The sequence below is a fragment of the Mycobacterium sp. 1245805.9 genome (assembly GCF_001672915.1).
Lineage (GTDB): Bacteria > Actinomycetota > Actinomycetes > Mycobacteriales > Mycobacteriaceae > Mycobacterium.
Map to the genome: position 1 here is coordinate 26,219 of NZ_LZKR01000210.1, position 18,521 is coordinate 44,739.

The following is an 18,521-nucleotide window of genomic DNA, read 5'->3' on the forward strand; positions in this document are numbered from 1 at the left end:
AAATGACCGATCTACGTGGATCGCAGGGGACGGGCGAGCGCTTCGCAATAGTGGGCTACGCGGTGCGCCTGCCGGGCGCCGCCGATGCCGACGCGTTCTGGGAGGTGCTGGCCGAAGGCCGGGACGCGATCTCGGAGGTGCCGCCGGACCGCTGGGATGTCGACGAGTTCTACGACCCGGATCCCGACGCGCCCGGAAAGATCGTCAGCCGCCGGGCCGGGTTCATCGACGACGCAACGGGGTTCGACGCGCCCTTCTTCGGGCTGTCCAACCGGGAAACCATGCTGATCGACCCGCAGCACCGCATCCTGCTGGAGACGGCGTGGCAGGCGGTGGAGCATTCGGGCACCGCCCCGTCGGCCCTGGCGAACACCAAGACCGGTGTGTTCATGGGGCTGGGCACCCACGACTACCTGGGCCTGATATCAGAGCAGCTGAGTTACGAGGAGATCGAGGCCTACGTCGCGATCGGGACCTCGTCCGCCGCGGGAGCCGGCCGGATCAGCTACGGGCTCGGGCTGCAGGGCCCGGCGGTGTCGGTCGACACGGCGTGCAGCTCGTCGCTGGTGGCCGTCCATCAGGCCTGCCAGGCGCTGCGGTTCGGGGAATGTGACCTCGCGCTGGCCGGCGGCGTGAACGTCCTGCTCAGCGCGAAGACCGCGATGACGTTCTCCCACGCGCACATGCTGGCCCCGGACGGGAAGTGCAAGACCTTCGACGCGGCCGCCGACGGCTATGTGCGCGGCGAGGGCGCCGGCGTCGTCGTCGTCAAGCGCCTCGAGGACGCCATCCGCGACGGCGACCGGATCCGGGCCGTGATCCGGGGGAGCGCGGTCAACCAGGACGGCGCGTCGGGCGGATTGACGGTGCCCAACGGCGTCGCCCAGCAGCGGGTGATCGCCGAGGCGCTGCAGTGCGCAGGCGTCGCGCCCGGCGACGTGGGATACCTGGAGGCGCACGGGACCGGCACCTCGCTGGGTGACCCGATCGAAGTCCAGGCCGCGGGCGCGGCGTTGGGCAAGGAGCGCGAGGCCGACCGGCCGCTGCTGATCGGGTCGGTGAAGACGAACATCGGGCACCTGGAGGCGGCCGCGGGAATCGCGGGCCTGATCAAGGTGATCCTGTCGCTCGAGCACGAGGTGCTGCCGAAGCACCTGAACTTCAGCAAGCCCTCGCCGCACATTCCCTGGGACCGGCTTCCGGTCCGGGTGGTGGACGAGGCCCAGCCCTGGCCACGCGACGGGCGGCCCCGCATCGCCGGGGTCAGCTCGTTCGGGTTCTCCGGGACCAACTCGCACATCATCATCGAGGAAGCGCCCCAGCTGGCCCCGGTCGCCGCGGCACCGGCGCCGTCCGACGACCGCCGGTTCAGCCTGTTGCCGCTCTCGGCGCGCAACCCGGCCGCGCTGGCGGAGCTCGCCAAGTCATACGCCGATTGGCTGGGCGCCCACCCGGACGCCTCGCTGGCGGACGTGTGCTTGACGGCCGGGGCCGGGCGATCACACTTCGAGCACCGCGCCGCCCTGGTGGTGAATTCGACGGACTCCGCGCGCGAGCAGCTGGCCGCGCTGGCCGACGATCGCCCGGCGACGGGCCTGCTGCGCGGAGACTGCACCGACCGGCCCAAGACGGCGTGGTTGTTCACCGGGCAGGGCAGCCAGTACGCCGGCATGGCCCGCGAGCTCTTCGAGACCGAACCGGTGTTCGCCGAGACGATGACCCGGTGCGCGGCGGCGGTCGCCGACGTGCTCGAAAGACCGCTGCTGGACGTCATTTTCGACCCGGACGGTGACGACGCCCTGCGGCAAACCAGCTACGCCCAGCCCGCGTTGTTCGCGGTGGAGATGGGCCTGGCCCGCCTCTGGCAGTCGTGGGGCTTCGAACCGGACGTGGTGATCGGCCACAGCGTCGGCCAGTACACGGCGGCCTGCGTTGCGGGCGTGTTCGGGCTCGAGGACGGAATGCTGCTGATGGCCGAGCGCGGCCGGCTGTTCGGCAGCCTGCCCGACGGCGGCCGGATGGTCGCGGTCTTCGCCGCCCCCGAGCGGGTGGAAAGCATGACCGACGAGTTCCCGAGCCTGTCCGTGGCCGCCTACAACGGCGCCAACACCGTGCTGTCGGGACCCGTGCAGGATCTCGACCAGGCGGTGGCCGGCCTGGAGGCCGACGGTGTGCGCTGCGACTGGCTGGACACCAGCCACGCGTTCCACTCGGCGCTGCTGGACCCGGTCCTCGACGAATTCGAGGCGTACGCCAACCGGTTCGAGTTCGGCCCGCCCCAAAAGACGTTAGTGTGCAACCGCACCGGCGCGGCCCTGGGCAGAAGCGCGAAACTGGACGGCGCGTACTGGCGCCGCCACGCGCGGCAGCCGGTCGAGTTCGCCAAGAGCGTGCGCACGCTTTCCGAACTGCACTGCACGATGCTGCTCGAGATCGGCCCGCAGCCGATCCTCACCGCGGCGGCCATGCGGGCGTGGCCCGACCCGGCGACCGCACCGCGGGCGATCGCGTCGATGCGCAGGAACATCGCCGATCACCGCCAGATCACCGAAGCCCTCGCCAACGCCTACATCGTCGGGCACCGGCCCGACTTCGCCGCCCTGGCGCCGGCGACGGCGCGCAAGCTCGACCTGCCCACGTATCCCTTCCAGCACCGCCAGTACTGGTTCCGTGAGCAGCGGGCGACGCCCACCCCCACCCCGAGCCAGGGCTCGGCGGTGCGGACCCAAGCCGTCGGGCTCCTGGAGGACGGCCGGATCGAGGAGCTCGCGGCGCTGCTGGGCGGCGGGAACAGCGATCCGCAGACCGTCGACGTGCTGAGACAGCTTGCGGCAGAACACAACCAGCAGCGCAACGCCCAGTCCATCGTGGACTCCCGCTACGAGATCCGGTGGGAGAAGTCGGCCGCCAAGGCCTCGGGCCCCGGTGAGGGCGCCGCGTGGCTGCTCGTCAGCGACGACGCCGAGGCGGTTCAGCCGTTGGTCGACGCGCTGACCGCGCGGGGGCACCGGCACCAAATCGTGGGCCTGCCGGTGTCCGACGCGGACGCGGATCGGCTGCAAGGCGTGTTGCGTAGCGCGGTGGCGGACGAACCCTCGCTGCGGATCCTGCATCTCGCGGCCCTCGGATCGGACACGACACCGTCGACGCAATCGCTGTTGCGGATGCAGCACCAGGCCCTGAGCGGAACCCGGCGCCTCTTCCGCGCCGCGGCCGCCGCCGAACTGCGCGCGCCCATCTGGCTGGTAACCCGCGGCGCCCAACGGGTCACCGCCGCGGACAAGGTGTCACCGGCGCAGTCCTGCCTGTGGGGCTTCGGTCGCGCCGCCGCCCTGGAACATCCCCGACTGTGGGGCGGGCTGGCCGATTTGGCCGGCGGCGGCGCTGACCAGTGGGCCCGGCTGGTCGAGCAGCTGGAGGCGGCGCCGGCCGGTGAGGACCAATTCGCGCTTCGCGACCAGGCGGTCTACGTTCCGCGGCTGACTCGGCGCACGGGGCAGCCGGCCGCGACGCCGCTGGCACTGCGTGCGGACGCGACGTATCTGGTGACCGGCGGGCTCGGTGCGATCGGGCTGGAGGTCGCCGAATACCTGGCCGCGCACGGCGCGCGGCACCTGGTGCTGACCAGCCGGCGCGCACCCAGCGAGGCCGCGCAACAGCGCATCGACGCGATCGGCGAACAGACCGGCGCCGAGGTCCGGGTCATCACGGCCGACGTGGCCAACCCGCACCACGTCGCTCACGTCTTGGCCACCCTGCGGGCCGACCTCCCGCCGCTGGCCGGGATCGTCCATGCCGCGGGCGAGATCAGCACCACCCCGCTGCAGGCCCTGGACGACGCCGAGGTGGATCGGGTGTTCGCCGGGAAGGTTTGGGGCGCTTGGAATTTGAGCGAAGCCACCGCGGACCTGAAGCTGGACTTCTTCCTGAGCACCTCCTCGATCGCCGGGGTGTGGGGCGCCGGCGGCCAGACCGCCTACAGCGCGGCCAACGCCTTCCTCGACGGGTTGACCTGGCGGCTGCGTGAGCAGGGTGTGCCCGGGATCAGCGTCAACTTCGGTCCGTGGTCGAACGCGGGCATGGCCGACGAGGCCGCCCGCGCGGAACTGGACAAGCGTGGTGTGCGGCCGTTGTCGCCCGCCGATGCGTTGGCGGGCATGGCCGAGCTGATCGCGTCCTCGGACAAGGGCGCCTCACACGGCGTCGTGGCCCGCATCGACTGGGCCAAGTTCCTGCCGCTCTACCAGATGGCCGGCAAGCGAGGCTTCTTCACGCAGTTGCAGCGCGAGGTGCCCACCGAGATGGCGGGGGCTGAGCAGGCCTCTTCCTCGGGGTCCACCCAATTGGTGGAACGGCTCACCGCCGCCCCGGTGCAGCAGCGCAAGAAGCTCGTCGTGGACTACCTGCGCGACGCCGTCGCGGAGGTCACCCGCATCGACCCCGCGGAAATCCGCGAGGAGGCCGGGCTTTTCGACCTCGGCATGGATTCGCTGATGGCCGTCGAGCTGCGGCGCCGGCTCGAGCGCGCGGTGGGCGCGGAGCTGCCGTCGACCCTGGCGATGGACTACCCGCGCATCACCGACGTCGCGAATTTCCTCGTCAACGACGTCCTGAGCCTGGACGCCCCGGCGCCGGCGGCCGCGACGGCACAGCCGGTTCCGGCTGCGGCCGCGGTGACGGCGCGCACCGACGAGCCGATCGCGATCGTCGCGGTGGCCTGCCGCTTCCCGGGCGCGCCGGACCCCGAGGCGTACTGGGAGCTGCTGTCCGGCGGTGTCGACGCGATCCGGGAGATCCCGGACGACCGCTTCGACGTCGACGAGTACTACGACCCGGATCCCGAGGCGCCGGGCAAGATCTACACCCGCTACGGCGGATACCTGGAAAGCATCGACGGATTCGATCCGGAGTTCTTCGGCATCTCCCCGCGCGAGGCCGTATGGATGGACCCGCAGCAGCGGCTGATGCTGGAGATCGCGTGGGAGGGCCTGGAGCGTGCCGGGTATGCGCCAGCGGGGTTGCGCGGCAGTCGAACCGGCGTGTTCGTGGGCGTGGCCGCCAACGAGTATTCGCAGCTGCTGAACGCCAACTCGGTCGACACCATCGAGGCCCACTTCATCACCGGCAACGCGCTCAACGTCATCGCGGGCCGGGTCGCGTTCGCGCTCGGGCTGGAGGGGCCGGCGATGGCGGTGGACACCGCCTGCAGCGCCTCGCTGGTGGCGGTCCATCAGGCCTGCCAGGCCCTGCATTCCGGTGACTGCGACATGGCGCTGGCCGGCGGGGTGAACGTCTTGGTGAGCCCGGCGTCCATCGTCGCCACCTCGCGCGCCCGAATGCTTGCCGCCGACGGCCGTTGCAAGACGTTCGACGCGGCCGCGAACGGCTACGCGCGCAGCGAGGGCTGCGGGATCCTGGTGCTCAAGCGGCTGAGCGACGCCGAGCGCGACGGCGACCAGATCTGCGCCGTCATCCGGGGCAGCGCGGTCAACCAGGACGGCGCATCGAGCGGTTTGACGGTGCCCAATGGTGGCGCGCAGCAACGCCTTATCGCCGCCACACTGGCCCGGGCCGGTGTCGAGGGTCGCGATGTCGACTACCTCGAGGCGCACGGCACGGGCACCTCGCTGGGTGACCCGATCGAGGTCCAGGCCGCCGCGGCCGTGTACGGCGCCGGCCGGGAGCCGAACCGGCCGCTGCTGATCGGATCGGCGAAGACCAACATCGGTCACCTCGAATCGGCCGCCGGGATCGCCGGCCTGATCAAGGTCGTGTTGTCGTTGCAGCACGAAACATTGCCCCAGAACCTGCACTTCGAGAACCCGTCGCCGAACATTCCGTGGGACTCGCTGCCGGTGCGGGTGGTGGACCAGCCGCTTCCGTGGCACGCCAACGGCCGCCCGCGCCGCGCCGGGACGAGTTCCTTCGGGTTCTCCGGCACGAACGCGCACGTCCTCATCGAGGAGGCGCCGCCGAAATCCGAAGTCCCCGAGGAGCCTTCGGCGCCCGACGCCGCCTCCGACGTCACTGCGACCGAACCGGCCAGCGTGCTGGCCCTGTCCGCGCGGTCGCCGCAGGCGCTGGTGTCGTTGGCGCAGCGCTACGGCGCCTGGCTGGACGAGCACCCCGAGGCCGACATCACCGACGTGTGCTACACGGCCGCGGTGGGGCGTTCGCATTTCGAACACCGGGCCGCGCTGGTGGTGGACTCGGTTCAGGCAGCCCGCGAGCTGCTGACCGGGCTAGCCGAGAACCGGCTGGGACCGGGCGCGGTGCGCGGCGAGTGCGGCGACCCGCCGAAGACGGCGTGGCTGTTCACCGGGCAGGGCAGCCAATATTCGGGCATGGCGCGCGAGTTGTTCGACACCGAGCCGGTTTTCGCCGACACCGTCAAGCAATGCGCGGAAGCGATCGATGGCATGCTCCCGCGCCCGTTGCTCGAGGTGATGTTCGACGAGGAGGCCGCGGACACCCTGCGGCACACCTCGTTCGCCCAGCCGGCGCTGTTCGCCGTCGAGATGGGCCTGGCCCGGCTGTGGCAGTCCTGGGGCGTCGAGCCCGACGTGGTGCTGGGCCACAGCGTGGGCCAGTACGCGGCGGCCTGCGTGGCCGGCGTGTTCAGCCTCGAGGACGGGGCCCGGCTGATGGCCGAGCGTGGCCGGCTGTTCGGTGAGCTGCCCGAGGGCGGCCGGATGGTGGCGGTATTCGCCGACGCCCAGCAGGTGGAACGCATCGCCGACGAATTTCCGCACATCTCGGTCGCCGCGTACAACGGCCCCAACACGGTGCTGTCGGGTCCGGCCGCGGACCTGGAGCAGATCGTCGCCAGGCTCAGCGCCGACGGCACCCGCTGCACCTGGCTGGAGACCAGTCACGCCTTCCACTCGGAGCTGCTGGAGCCTGCGCTCGACGAATTCGAGTCGTACGCAAAGGGATTCGGGTTCGCCGTGCCGACCCTGCCCCTGGTGTGCAACCGCACCGGCGCGGTCATCACCGCGGAGACCCCCCTGGACGCGCCGTACTGGCGGCGGCACTCCCGCCAGCCGGTGCAGTTCGCCGAAAGCGTGCAAACGGTGGCGGCGCTGGGCTGCTCGGTGTTGATGGAGATCGGTCCGCAACCGGTGTTGACCGGGGCCGCGGTGCAGGCGTGGCCGGAATCGTCGGCCACCCCGCGTTCCATCGTGTCGCTGCGCAAGGGCGTCGACGCCTGGCAGCAGATGGCGGAAGCCCTGGCCGCGGTCTACGTGTCGGGCCACCGGCCCGATTTCGCAGCGCTGTACCACCGGCCGCACCACACGGTCGAGTTGCCCACCTACCCGTTCCAGCGCCGTCGCTTCTGGCCCAAGACCGCCGACGTCGCGATCGACGGCGCCGTCGCATCCGGAATCCTGGGCAGCGCAAAGGATCTCGCCTCCGGCGACTCGGTCTACACCAGCAGGTGGTCCGTCAAGTCGCAGCCGTGGCTTTCCGATCACGTCATCTACGGCACCGTCGTCGTTCCGGGCGCGACATACGCGGCGATGGCCATCGCCGCGATCGGGGCACCGGCCCAGGTGCGCGACGTCTTCTTCTACGAACCGATCATCCTGCCGGACAAGAACTCCCGGGAGGTGCAGCTGACCGTGCATCCCCTCGAGGACGGGGGCGGCTGGACCTTCCAGGTGCACAGCCGCCCGTACGGCGATCGCGACGCCGAGTGGTCGTTGAACGCCGACGGCCGGATCGTCGGCGCTGACAGCGACGCGGCGGACGAGCCCGCATCGGAGCCGGCGGAATCCATCGACGCCGCGTGCGAGAGGCTGGGCCGCACGCGCCCGCAGCAGCTGTTCGACACCTTCGCCGACATGGAGCTGACCTGGGGCCCGACCTGGTCCACCTCGCTCAAATCGCTGTGGGCCGGTGACGGCGAGGCGGTCGGCGACATCGCCATCGGCGAGGAGCTTGCCGAACAGCTCGGCAGCGAGCCGATCCACCCGGTGCTGCTCGACCTGTGCACCGGAATCGCCTTCCCGGCCTTGGAGGCGGCGCTCTCGGCGACCGAGGACGGCCAGGGCCTGAGCGACCTGTTCCTGCCGCTGCGGTACGGGCGGGTGGTGCTGCACGACAAGATGCCGCGGCGCTTCTACTGCCGCGCACGGTGGCAGAGCGGCGGCCTGGACAGCGAAACGCAGGCCTTCGATCTCGATTTCGTGGATCGCGACGGCCGCCAGCTGGGCGAGATCCGCGACTTCACGGTCAAGCGAGCGCCCCGGGAGGCGCTGCTGCGCGGGCTCGGCGGCGACGCCACCCGCAACCTGTACACCCTCGGTTGGGAGGAAGTGCCGGCCCCGGCATCGGACAGCGCGGAGAAGAACGGCGACGGCACCTGGCTGATCGCCGGGTTCGACGAGCTCGCGGCCGCGGTGCCGGGTTGCGTCTCGTTGGGCCGTGCCTCGCTGGACGCCGAGCACTTGAAGCGGCTGCTCGCCGAGGCGCAGGAGCGCGGCGCCCCCGTCTCCGGCGTCGTCTGGCGCAGCCCTGGGCGGCCCGAGACCGAAGAGGCGGGCGCCGAATTCGCCGCGCGGCTGGAGACCGAGATCGACGAGCTGCTCACGGTGGTGCGCACGCTGCTGGCGCAGCAGGACCTGAAGCTCACCGGCGGACTGTGGATCGTCACCGAGCGCGCGGTGGCGACCGAGTCCGGCGAGCCGGTGGACTCGGCGCAGGCCGCGCTGTGGGGCTTCGGGCGCACCGTGATCACCGAGCAGCCGAGCCTGCGCTGCCGGCTGGTCGACTGCGACGGGGCCGACGATGCCGTGCGCTCGCTGGCCGGCCTGCTCGGCACGCCCGCTGACGAGCCCGAACTTGCACTGCGCCAAGGAAAGTACTTCGTGCCGCGGCTGCTGCCGTGGGCGCGCGACGGCCATCTCGAGGTACCGCGCTCGACCGACTACCTGCTGGATGTGACCGAACGCGGCGCGATCGACAACCTTCGGCTGTCCGAGATCCACGTCCCGGCGCCGGGCGCGGGTGAGGTGCAGATCCGGGTGGAGGCCGCGGGCCTCAACTTCCGGGACGTGCTCAACGTGCTCGGCCTGTATCCGGGCGATCCGGGACGGATCGGCGGCGGTGACCTCGCCGGCGTCGTCACCGAATTGGGTTCCGGCGTAACCGGTTTCGAGGTCGGCCAGCGCGTCTTCGGCTTCATGCCGGGATCGTTCACCACCCGGGTCAACGTGCCGGCCCAGTTCCTGGCGGCGGTGCCCAACGGGGTGAGCGCCGTGGGAGCGGCGACCATCCCCGCGGGGGCGCTGACGACCCGGCTGGCGTTCGACTGGGCGAAGGTGGGGCCCGGCGACCGGGTGCTGATCCACGCCGCCAGCGGCGGTGTCGGTCTGGCCGCGATCCAGATCGCCCAGCAGCGCGGCGCGACCGTGTTCGCCACCGCCAGCGCCTACAAGCGCGCGACGCTGCGCAAGATGGGCGTGGAACACATCTACGACTCGCGCAGTACCGATTTCGCCGACCAGATCCTCGCCGACACCGGCGGCGCCGGGGTCGACGTGGTGCTCAACAGCCTCACGAACGAGGGGTTCATCGAAGCGACGGTGCGGGCGACCGCCCAGGGCGGCCGGTTCGCCGAGATCGCCAAACGGGACATCTGGACGCGCGAGCAGATGGCGGCGGCCCGCCCCGACATCGCCTACGAGATCATCGCGCTGGACTGGTGCATCGAGCACGAACCCGACCGGACCGGGAGCCTGCTGGGCGAGCTGGCGGACAGCATGGCCGCCGGCGAACTGGCGCCGCTCGCGGCCGAGGTCTATCCGGTGACGGAGGCGAAGACCGCGTTCCGGCGCATGCAGCAGGCGCGGCACATCGGCAAGATCGTGCTGCAGATGCCGCAACCGCTGCAGCCGCGCGGAGACCGCAGCTACCTGATCACCGGCGGCGTCGGGGCGCTGGGCCTGCACACGGCGGCCCACCTGGCCCAGCTCGGCGCCGGTGACATCGTGCTGACCAGCCGCCGCGCACCCGACGCGGACGCACAGCTGGCCATCGACGACATCACCGAGCGCTACCGCAGCCGCATCCACGTTGTCACGGCCGACGTCGGCGACGAGCCCGAGGTGGAACGGCTGCTGGAGCGGATCCGGGCGGAGTTGCCGCCGCTGGCGGGGGTGGCGCACCTGGCGGGCGTCCTCGAGGACGCGCTGCTGCCCCAGCAGAGCCTCGAAGGGTTCCGCAAGGCGCTGGCGCCCAAGGCCTTCGGCGCCTGCCACCTGCACCGGCTCACGAAGAACGACGACCTCGACTTCTTCATCGTCTACTCGTCGGCCTCGAGCGTGATCGGCTCGCCCGGCCAGGCCAACTACGCGACCGCCAACGCGCTGCTCGACGGGCTCGTCGCGGAGCGCCGGGCCCAAGGCCTGCCGGCGACGGCGATCAACTGGGGTCCGTGGGCGAAGGGCGGCATGGCCACCTCGCACGCCGCGCGCGCCAACCTCAGCGCGCAGGGCCTGATCCCGCTGGAGCCCTCGGCCGCCCTCAACGCGCTCGACGAGATCCTGGCCCACGGAACCGGGCAGGCGACCGTCATCAAGGCCAATTGGCAGCGCGCCGCGAAGGGGCTGGGCGCCTCCCGCCCGGCGATGCTCGACCACGTGCTGCCGAGCGCGGTCACGGCGACCCGGGGCGACAGCGAGTTGCTGCGGCAACTGCACGAGGTGCCCGAGGCGGAGCGCGGCAGCTTCCTGACCGAATATCTGCGCTACGAAGTCCAGAATTTCCTGAGGCTCGCGCAACCGCCGGCCGCAACCAGCCGGTTCCTGGAGCTGGGCACCGATTCCCTGATGGCGGTCGAATTCAGCAACCGGTTGCTCCCGCAGTTCGGTGGCGCGTTCACGATCAGCGCCACCGCGGTATTCGACTATCCGACCATCGGGTCGCTGGCCGAGTACCTGGCCGGGCAGGTGCCGGAATCGGACAAGGCGGATTCGGTCGGCCTGGCCGAGCCCACGTAATCGTTCCCACGAAAGTCACCGCATCAGGTCGCTAATCAGGAGGCCGATAGCGTTCCCGCTGAGCCTCGCCAGACGGTCAAGAAACTAGACGGGAGCACGCGGGACGTGGCCATAGCAGGAGAATGCGCCGACCCACCCGAGGTCAGAAAGCGGATTCTCGTTACCGGCGCACCCCGATCGGGAACGACGTGGACCGGCCGAATGATTTCCCACGCGCCGGGTATGGGTTATATCCACGAGCCCTTCACCCCGGAAAACGGCGACTTGTGCGGCTTCGCCAATCCCATTAGGGCGAAATTCCAGTACATCACGGACGAGAATTCCAGCAGATTCGCGAAATACCTGGACGATCTGGTTGATTTCAAATACCCGGTGCGAACAAATCTCCTGCACGCCAAGAGCGCGCGGGAAGCGGGCCGCAGCCTATTAGCCTTCGCAAATCTTTCCACGCACCGGCTGAGGAAAGACACGGCGGTCATGAAAGATCCACACGCCGTATTTTCCGCCCCCTGGTTGGCCCGCCAATTCGACATGAACGTCGTGGTCATGATCCGGCATCCGGCCGCGTTGTGTTCGAGCCTGAAGATTTTGAATTGGAAATTCGACTTCAACCACTTCCTGCGGCAGCCGCAGCTCATGCGCGAAACCAGGTTGGCCGATTTTGAGCCGGAGATTCGTTACTTCGCCGCGCATGAGCAGGAAATCATCCCAGTGGGCGCCCTGTTATGGAACTGCATCTACGCAGTGATCGATGAATACCGCACGCGCTACCCGGGGTGGCTGTTCCTCAAGCACGAAGAATTGTCCATGGACCCGACGGGTAGTTTCCGGGAAGTCTATGCGACGCTCGGCCTGGAATTCACCACCGGCGTCCGCACCGCCATCGAGTCGTGTTCGGGCGAACAGAATCCTGCGGAACCGGTGCGGGGTGATGAATTCAGCATCAGGCGCAACAGCAAGGTGAATGTCTCAAACTGGAAGAGCCGGCTCAGCGACCGCGAAATTCTCACCATCAAGGAGCGGACAAGCGAGGTGTCGACGCTGTTCTACTCGGACCTCGAGTGGTGATGTCGTCGAGGGGACGACGCTAGGCGGCGTCGGTGCGCAGTTGGGAGCGCAGGATCCGGTACTCCAACAAGCCGGCCCGCATCTGCTCGTAGATAGCAGACCCCGGCAGGGACAGGAAGTTCGCAACTCGAGCATTTCGGTCCCCGTAAACCTCGGCCCAGGTGTCACTGGCCTGATCGCGCGAGGCCAGCACGTTCGCCGTGATGTCCCGGTCGTTTTCGGTGACGAAGCCCGAGCGCTTCAACCGCATCCGCACCTGGTCCCAGTCCTCGGGGCTCAAGAAGTCGGTGTGCAGGAACCACGCTCCAGGCCGGGAGATCCTGCGCACCTCACCGAGGAATTTCGGCAGGTTGCCGTACGAGTGGGAGGACTCGATATTGACGACGGCATCGCACGACGCGTCGGGCAGGGGAACGTTCAATGCGTCGCCGACCATGAAGTCGATCGGCCGCTTGACGTGCGTCTTGCTGCAGAAAGCGATGGCTTCCGAGGACATGTCGATGCCGATCACCTGGGCGTTGAACTTCTCCGCCACCAGCGCGGCGTTGCCGCCGCGGCCACATCCGATCTCGACGACCGTGCGGTCGTTGAGGTCAACCGAACCGATCACTTCGAACACCAGCCGGACCGAGTTGGCGTTGAAGGTTCCCGGCCGAATCTCGAACGCCGATTCGTCGTTGGATCCCATCGGGGCGTACCCGTAATTGAGGAAGAACGATGAATCGGCGACCCCGACGTCCTCGAGGCGCCGGCTGAGCAAATTATAAAAGCTTTTCCAGCCGCCGGCGGTCGTGGACAGCAGGTCGTCAGCGAGGTGCTCCGACATTGCAACTGGTGAATTTTCCTGCGTTTCAACCCGCGCCGAAGGTTCGCTATCGGTGTCCATTTATTTCGTCCCAACCAGATCAATTTTGTGGATATTTTGATGCCGAATACACACTGTTCGAGCCGCCCAATCAGGTTGCATGCTACACGACCGGCTCACGCCCGGCGGCGGCTCAACCTGGACCCGTTAGCGTCACAAATTCATGGGGTCCGGACGCCTCCAATTCGCCTCGACCGGCCCCGTCGGCGCATCGGTCGCGCGACCGCACCAAGGGTCGCTTCGTCGTCTGAAGGCGCCGCGCAGGACGCCGGGGCCGGCGGACGGCACGGGTCGCCCAAATACATCGCGCGGCGGTTTCGCCGCCAAATACATCGCGCGGCGGTTTCGCCGCCTAATACATATTGTGTGCGCCGGATGCTGGGCGACGGTCCCGACGCCCCGCGCGGGCACGGCGGCCACGGCCGACGGCAACCGATCCCCGCCCGCGGCGGGCACCCGACGGAGACCCTCTCCAGCGCCGCCGCCCGCCGGGATCATGCCGACCACGGAGGCCACGCGGCGGGCGTCGTCGCATTCGTCCGCGAGTCGCCGCAGGTCACGGCGGGGTAACGGCAGCGGCTGCCGCTTCGCAGACCACGGGTAGGGGAGCGGGCGGGAAAACCGTACCAATAGTTCGTCTAGGCAACATTACGGATGCGGTCGTGTTAGTAGATCCCGGCCTACCTGAAATTCCACGAAGGCTTAGACAAGCTCTGTGGGGCTCCAGTATGGTTTAGAACTTGTTATACCCATGTCCAGTTAGACGGTCTGGAGACGCGGTGAGCACTAATCCGTTCGACGACGACGACGGCAGCTTTTTCGTCTTGGTCAACGACGAGGAACAGCACAGCCTATGGCCGGCGTTCGCCGACGTTCCGGCCGGCTGGCGGGTGGTGTACGGCGAAGCGGACCGCGCAGCGTGCCTGGACTACATCGAACAGAACTGGACCGATATACGGCCGAAAACTCTGCGCGAAAGGTTAGCGGCGGGACAGGGGTTTGATAGGTAATCCGGATGGAACTTGATGACCGGGCTCTCCCGCTGACGCGGGGACAGCTGGACATTTGGCTCGCGCAGGAAACGGGTCACTCCGGCACGGAGTGGCAGCTTGGCGTGCTTGTGCGATTCGACGGCACGGTGGACCGCGAATTGCTTCAGCGGGCGATCCGTCACGTGATGCGGGAGGCCGAACCGGCCAGGGCCGCCGTCTTCGAGGTGGATGGCCAGGTCTTCCAAAAGGCCATCGATTACCCGGACTTCGAGGTCGCCTTCCACGACCTGAGCGAAACGCGCCATCCGGTGCGGGAAGCCCGTCGGATGGCGTTATCCATCCAACAGACACCAATGCCCCCGGGCGGGCCGCTTTTCAATTTCACTTTATTCCAGACGTGGTCCGATGAATTCTATTTGTTCGGGTGCTTCCACCACATAATCGTGGACGGCACCGGAATTACGCTTATCGCAAATCGGATTGCGACCGTGTACGCCGCGATCGTTTCGAACGCGACCATTCCTCCCGCGTTCTTCGGCTCGTTGCAGGACCTGGTTCGTTGCGAGTCGGAGTACGAGTCGTCCACCGACTATCGGGACGACCAGGACTACTGGACCAGGAACCTTCCTCCGGAACGCGGACCGCACAACGGGTTCCTTCCGGCCGCGGACGACGGGGATCGGCCCGCGCCCGCCGCGCCGGTACGGCTGGACCCCGCCGTCCTGCGCCGCGTTCAGGAACTGTCCGACGCGTGGAAGGTGCCCCGGTCGTCGGTCATCACCGCGGCGTGTGCCCTATTAGTACGTGGGTGGTGCGCCGAGGGCTCAGAGGTGGTGCTCGAGTTCCCGGTCAGCAGGCGCGTGCGTCCGGAGTCCAAGACGCTGCCGGGGATGGTCTCCGGCGTGGTGCCGCTGGTGTTGAGCGTGTCGCCGCGATCCACGGTCACCGGTTTTTGTGAGTATGTCGACGCGCGCATCCGGGAGGCGCTGGAGCATCAGCGGTTCCCGGTGCACGCCCTGGAGCGCAAGGCCGGTCACGGGCGGTCGGCCAACCGGGTGAGCGTGAATTTCATGCCGTCGAAGATGACGATGGACTTCGCCGGCGTCGCCGCGTCGGCGTCGTTCACCAATCCCGTTCAGGTGGGTGCCTTCGCGTTGATGTTCTCCGGCGGCGGCGACCAGATCTTCCTCAGCACGGCGGGCACCGGGAGCCCGTTGGCGAATTTCGACGTCGCCGAATTGGCCAAGCGGCTGGGCCGGGTGCTGGTCGCGATGACCGCCGACCCGGGTCGGCGGCTCTCGTCGATGGATCTGTTCGACGCCGCCGAGCTCGACGGGCTGGACGGGTGGGGCAACCGCGCGGTGCTGAGCCGGCCGGCGCCCGCTTCGCAGTCGATTCCCGCGATGTTCGCCGCGCAGGCCGCGCGCGCCCCGGAGGCGGCGGCGATCACGTTCGGGGACGCCTCGTGGACCTACCGCGAGGTCGAGGATGCCGCCAACCGGTTGGCGCACCTACTGGCCGGCCACGGGGTGGGCCCGGGGCGGCGGGTGGCGCTGCTGCTGGAGCGCTCGGCCGAGGCGATCGTCGCGATCCTGGCGGTGCTCAAAACCGGGGCGGCCTATGTGCCGATCGACCCGGCGGTGCCGGCGGCCCGCATCGAGTTCATGCTCGACGACGCCGCGCCGACCGCGGCGATCACCACCGCCGGCCTGGCCGACCGGCTCGCCGGGCGCGATCTGCTGATCATCGACGTCGCCCAGCTCGCCGACCCTGCCGTCGGCCCGCAGTCTGACACGCCGTTGCCGGTGCCGGAGCCGGACAACGTCGCCTACCTCATCTACACGTCGGGGACGACCGGCGTCCCCAAGGGCGTGGCCATCACCCACCACAACGTCACCCGACTGCTGGAGTCCCTGGACGTCGAGCTGCCGCCGGGGCAGGTGTGGTCGCAGTGGCACTCGCTGGCCTTCGACGTCTCGGTATGCGAGATCTGGGGTGCGCTGCTGTCCGGCGGGCGCCTGGTGGTGGTTCCCGAGTCGGTGGCGCGTTCGCCCGAGGATTTCCATGCCTTGCTGGTCAAAGAGCGGGTCGAAGTCCTCAGCCAGACCCCGTCGGCGTTCTACGCGCTGCAGGCCGCGGACGCGCTCGCCCCCGAACACGGGCGTCAGCTGCACCTTCGCGCGGTGATCTTCGCCGGTGAGGCGCTGGAACCGCAGCGGCTGCGGACGTGGCTGGACAACCATCCGCAAGCGCCGCGGCTGCTCAACCTGTACGGCACCACGGAGACGACGGTGCACGCCTCGTTCCGGGAGATCTTCCCCGACGATGTCGACAGCCCGCTCAGCCCCATCGGCGTGCCGTTGGGCCGGTATGCCTTCTTCGTCCTCGACGCGTGGATGCGGCAGGTGCCGCCCGGGGTGGTCGGCGAGTTGTACGTGGCCGGCGGCGGCGCGGGCTGTGGGTACTGGCGGCGGCCGGGCCTGACGTCCACGCGGTTCGTGGCGTGCCCGTTCGGGCAGCCCGGAACCCGGATGTATCGCACCGGGGACCTGGCGTGGTGGGGCGCCGACGGGCAGCTGCGCTATGTGGGCCGCGCCGACGAGCAGGTCAAGATCCGCGGCTTCCGCATCGAGCTGGGTGAGGTCCAAGCCGCGCTGGCCGCTCTGGACGGCGTCGAGCAGGCGGTGGTGATCGCCCGCGAGGACCGCCCCGGCGACAAGCGCCTGGTGGGTTACGTGACCGGGACCGTCGAGCCGGCCTCGTTTGGGGCTGCCGCGCGCGCCGCGCTGGCCGAGCGGTTGCCGGCCTACATGGTGCCGGCCGCGGTCGTGGTGATCGACGCGGTCCCCCTGACGGTCAACGGCAAGCTCGACAAGCGGGCCCTGCCCGCGCCCGAGTACCAGGACGTCGACCGCTACCGGGCCCCGGGCAACGCGGTCGAGGAGATCCTGGCCGACATCTACGCGCAGGTGCTCGGGCTGGAGCGGGTCGGGGTGGACGAGTCGTTCTTCGAGCTCGGCGGCGACAGCATCCTGTCGATGCAGGTGGTCGCGCGGGCGCGGGCCGCCGGGGTGGTGTGCCGGCCGCGGGACATCTTCGTCGAGCAAACCGTGGCCCAGCTGGCCCGGGTGGCCGAAGTTGCCACCGGCGACGCCGAGGTGAGCGACGAGGGCCTCGGCCCGGTGGTCGCGACACCGATCATGCGCTGGCTGCACGGTGTCGACGGACCCGTCGACCAGTTCAACCAGGCGGTGTCGGTGCGGGCACCCGCGGGGGCGACCGAGGCCGACGTGGTGGCGGTGTTGCAGGCCGTGCTGGACCGCCACGCCACGCTGCGGCTGCGGCTCGAGGGCGACAACACCGACGGCTGGTCGCTGACCGTGCCCGAGCCCGGCGCGGTGGACGCCCGCCGGTGCCTGCGCACGGTGCCGGCGCTGTCCGACGAGGAGGTGACCGAGGCGCGGTCGCGGTTGGACCCGGCCGCCGGGGTGATGCTGAGCGCGCTGTGGGTGGCCGACACCGGGCAGTTGGTGCTGATCGTCCATCACCTGGCGGTGGACGGGGTGTCGTGGCGGATCCTGCTCGAGGACCTCAACATTGCCTGGGCCCAGCATCGCGGCGGGCAGCAGTTGGTGTTGCCGGCGCCCGGAACGTCGTTTGCCACCTGGTCGTCGCTGCTGGCCGAGCACGCGCGCAGCCCCGAGGTGGTGGCGCAGGCCGACGCCTGGCGGCAGATCGCGGCGGCGCCCGCGGCGCTGCCGGCGGTGCGTCCCGAGGTCGACACCTACGCGACCGCGGGCAGCCTGTCGGCGCAGCTGGACGCCGAGACCACCCGCGCGCTGCTCGACGAGGTGCCGGCGGCGTTTCACGCCGGGGTGCAGGACATCCTGCTGATCGCGTTCGCCCTGGCGGTGGCGGAATTCGTCGGCAGCGGCGGCGCGCCGATCGTCATCGACGTCGAGGGTCACGGGCGCCAGGAGGACCTGGCCCCGCACGTCGACCTGTCCCGCACTGTCGGCTGGTTCACCACCAAATACCCGGTGTCGCTCTCGGTCGGGGGGCTGGACTGGGCGCGGGTGGCGGCCGGCGACGCGCGGCTGGGGACGGTCGTCAAAGACGCCAAGGAGCAGCTTCGCGCGCTGCCGGACGGCTTGACCTACGGCCTGTTGCGCTACCTCAACGACGACGTCGAGCTGCCCCCGTCCGACCCGCCGATCGGGTTCAACTACCTGGGGCGGCTGGGGGCGGCGGCCGAGGTGTCCGGCGACGTGTGGCGGCTCGGTCACGACGGCTGGTCGGTCACCGACGTCGCCGCGGCCATCCCCATGCCGCTGATGCACACCGTGGAGCTCAACGCCAGCACCGTCGACGCCGACACCGGCCCGCAGCTGCACGCCCGCTGGACCTGGGCGCCCTCGACCCTGAACCACGCGCAGGTCAGCCGGCTGAGCCGGTTGTGGTTTGACGCGTTGGCCGGCATCTGCGCGCACGTGCGCGGCGGCGGGGGCGGGTTGACGCCGTCGGACATCGCGGCCGGCCTGAGCCAGCAACAAATCGACGACCTCCAGCGGCAATATGCGGATAGCTGACGTA

Annotated in this window: 6 protein-coding genes; 5 read left to right on the plus strand and 1 reads right to left on the minus strand. The window is 69.6% G+C overall.

Annotated features, from left to right (window positions below; genetic code table 11):
* Positions 1-2: 2 nt before the first annotated feature.
* A complete protein-coding gene (locus tag A9X00_RS26745) occupies positions 3-11,003 on the plus strand; it encodes a type I polyketide synthase (protein WP_067160573.1) in 11,001 nt (3,666 codons plus the stop codon).
* Positions 11,004-11,108: 105 nt separating this feature from the next.
* Positions 11,109-12,071: a sulfotransferase gene (locus A9X00_RS26750; RefSeq protein ID WP_082975549.1), complete on the plus strand. Its 963-nt coding sequence runs from the start codon at positions 11,109-11,111 to the stop codon at positions 12,069-12,071.
* Between the two features lie 19 nt (positions 12,072-12,090).
* Here A9X00_RS26750 and A9X00_RS26755 read toward each other — a convergent pair whose 3' ends face one another.
* Positions 12,091-12,897, minus strand: coding sequence for a class I SAM-dependent methyltransferase (locus tag A9X00_RS26755; protein ID WP_067160585.1), 807 nt, complete (start codon positions 12,895-12,897; stop codon positions 12,091-12,093).
* A gap of 414 nt (positions 12,898-13,311) precedes the next feature.
* On the opposite strand from A9X00_RS26755, the gene A9X00_RS26760 reads away from it, so the two are divergent.
* The 3 genes from A9X00_RS26760 (at position 13,312) to A9X00_RS26770 (ending at position 18,517) form a co-directional block, all read left to right on the plus strand.
* A complete protein-coding gene (locus A9X00_RS26760; RefSeq protein ID WP_067160587.1) occupies positions 13,312-13,506 on the plus strand; it encodes a hypothetical protein in 195 nt (64 codons plus the stop codon).
* Between the two features lie 209 nt (positions 13,507-13,715).
* Positions 13,716-13,946, plus strand: a complete 231-nt coding sequence (locus tag A9X00_RS26765; protein ID WP_067160589.1) for an MbtH family protein — start codon at positions 13,716-13,718, stop codon at positions 13,944-13,946.
* 5 nt (positions 13,947-13,951) lie between these two features.
* Positions 13,952-18,517, plus strand: a complete 4,566-nt coding sequence (locus A9X00_RS26770; protein ID WP_067160591.1) for a non-ribosomal peptide synthetase — start codon at positions 13,952-13,954, stop codon at positions 18,515-18,517.
* Positions 18,518-18,521 lie beyond the last annotated feature (4 nt).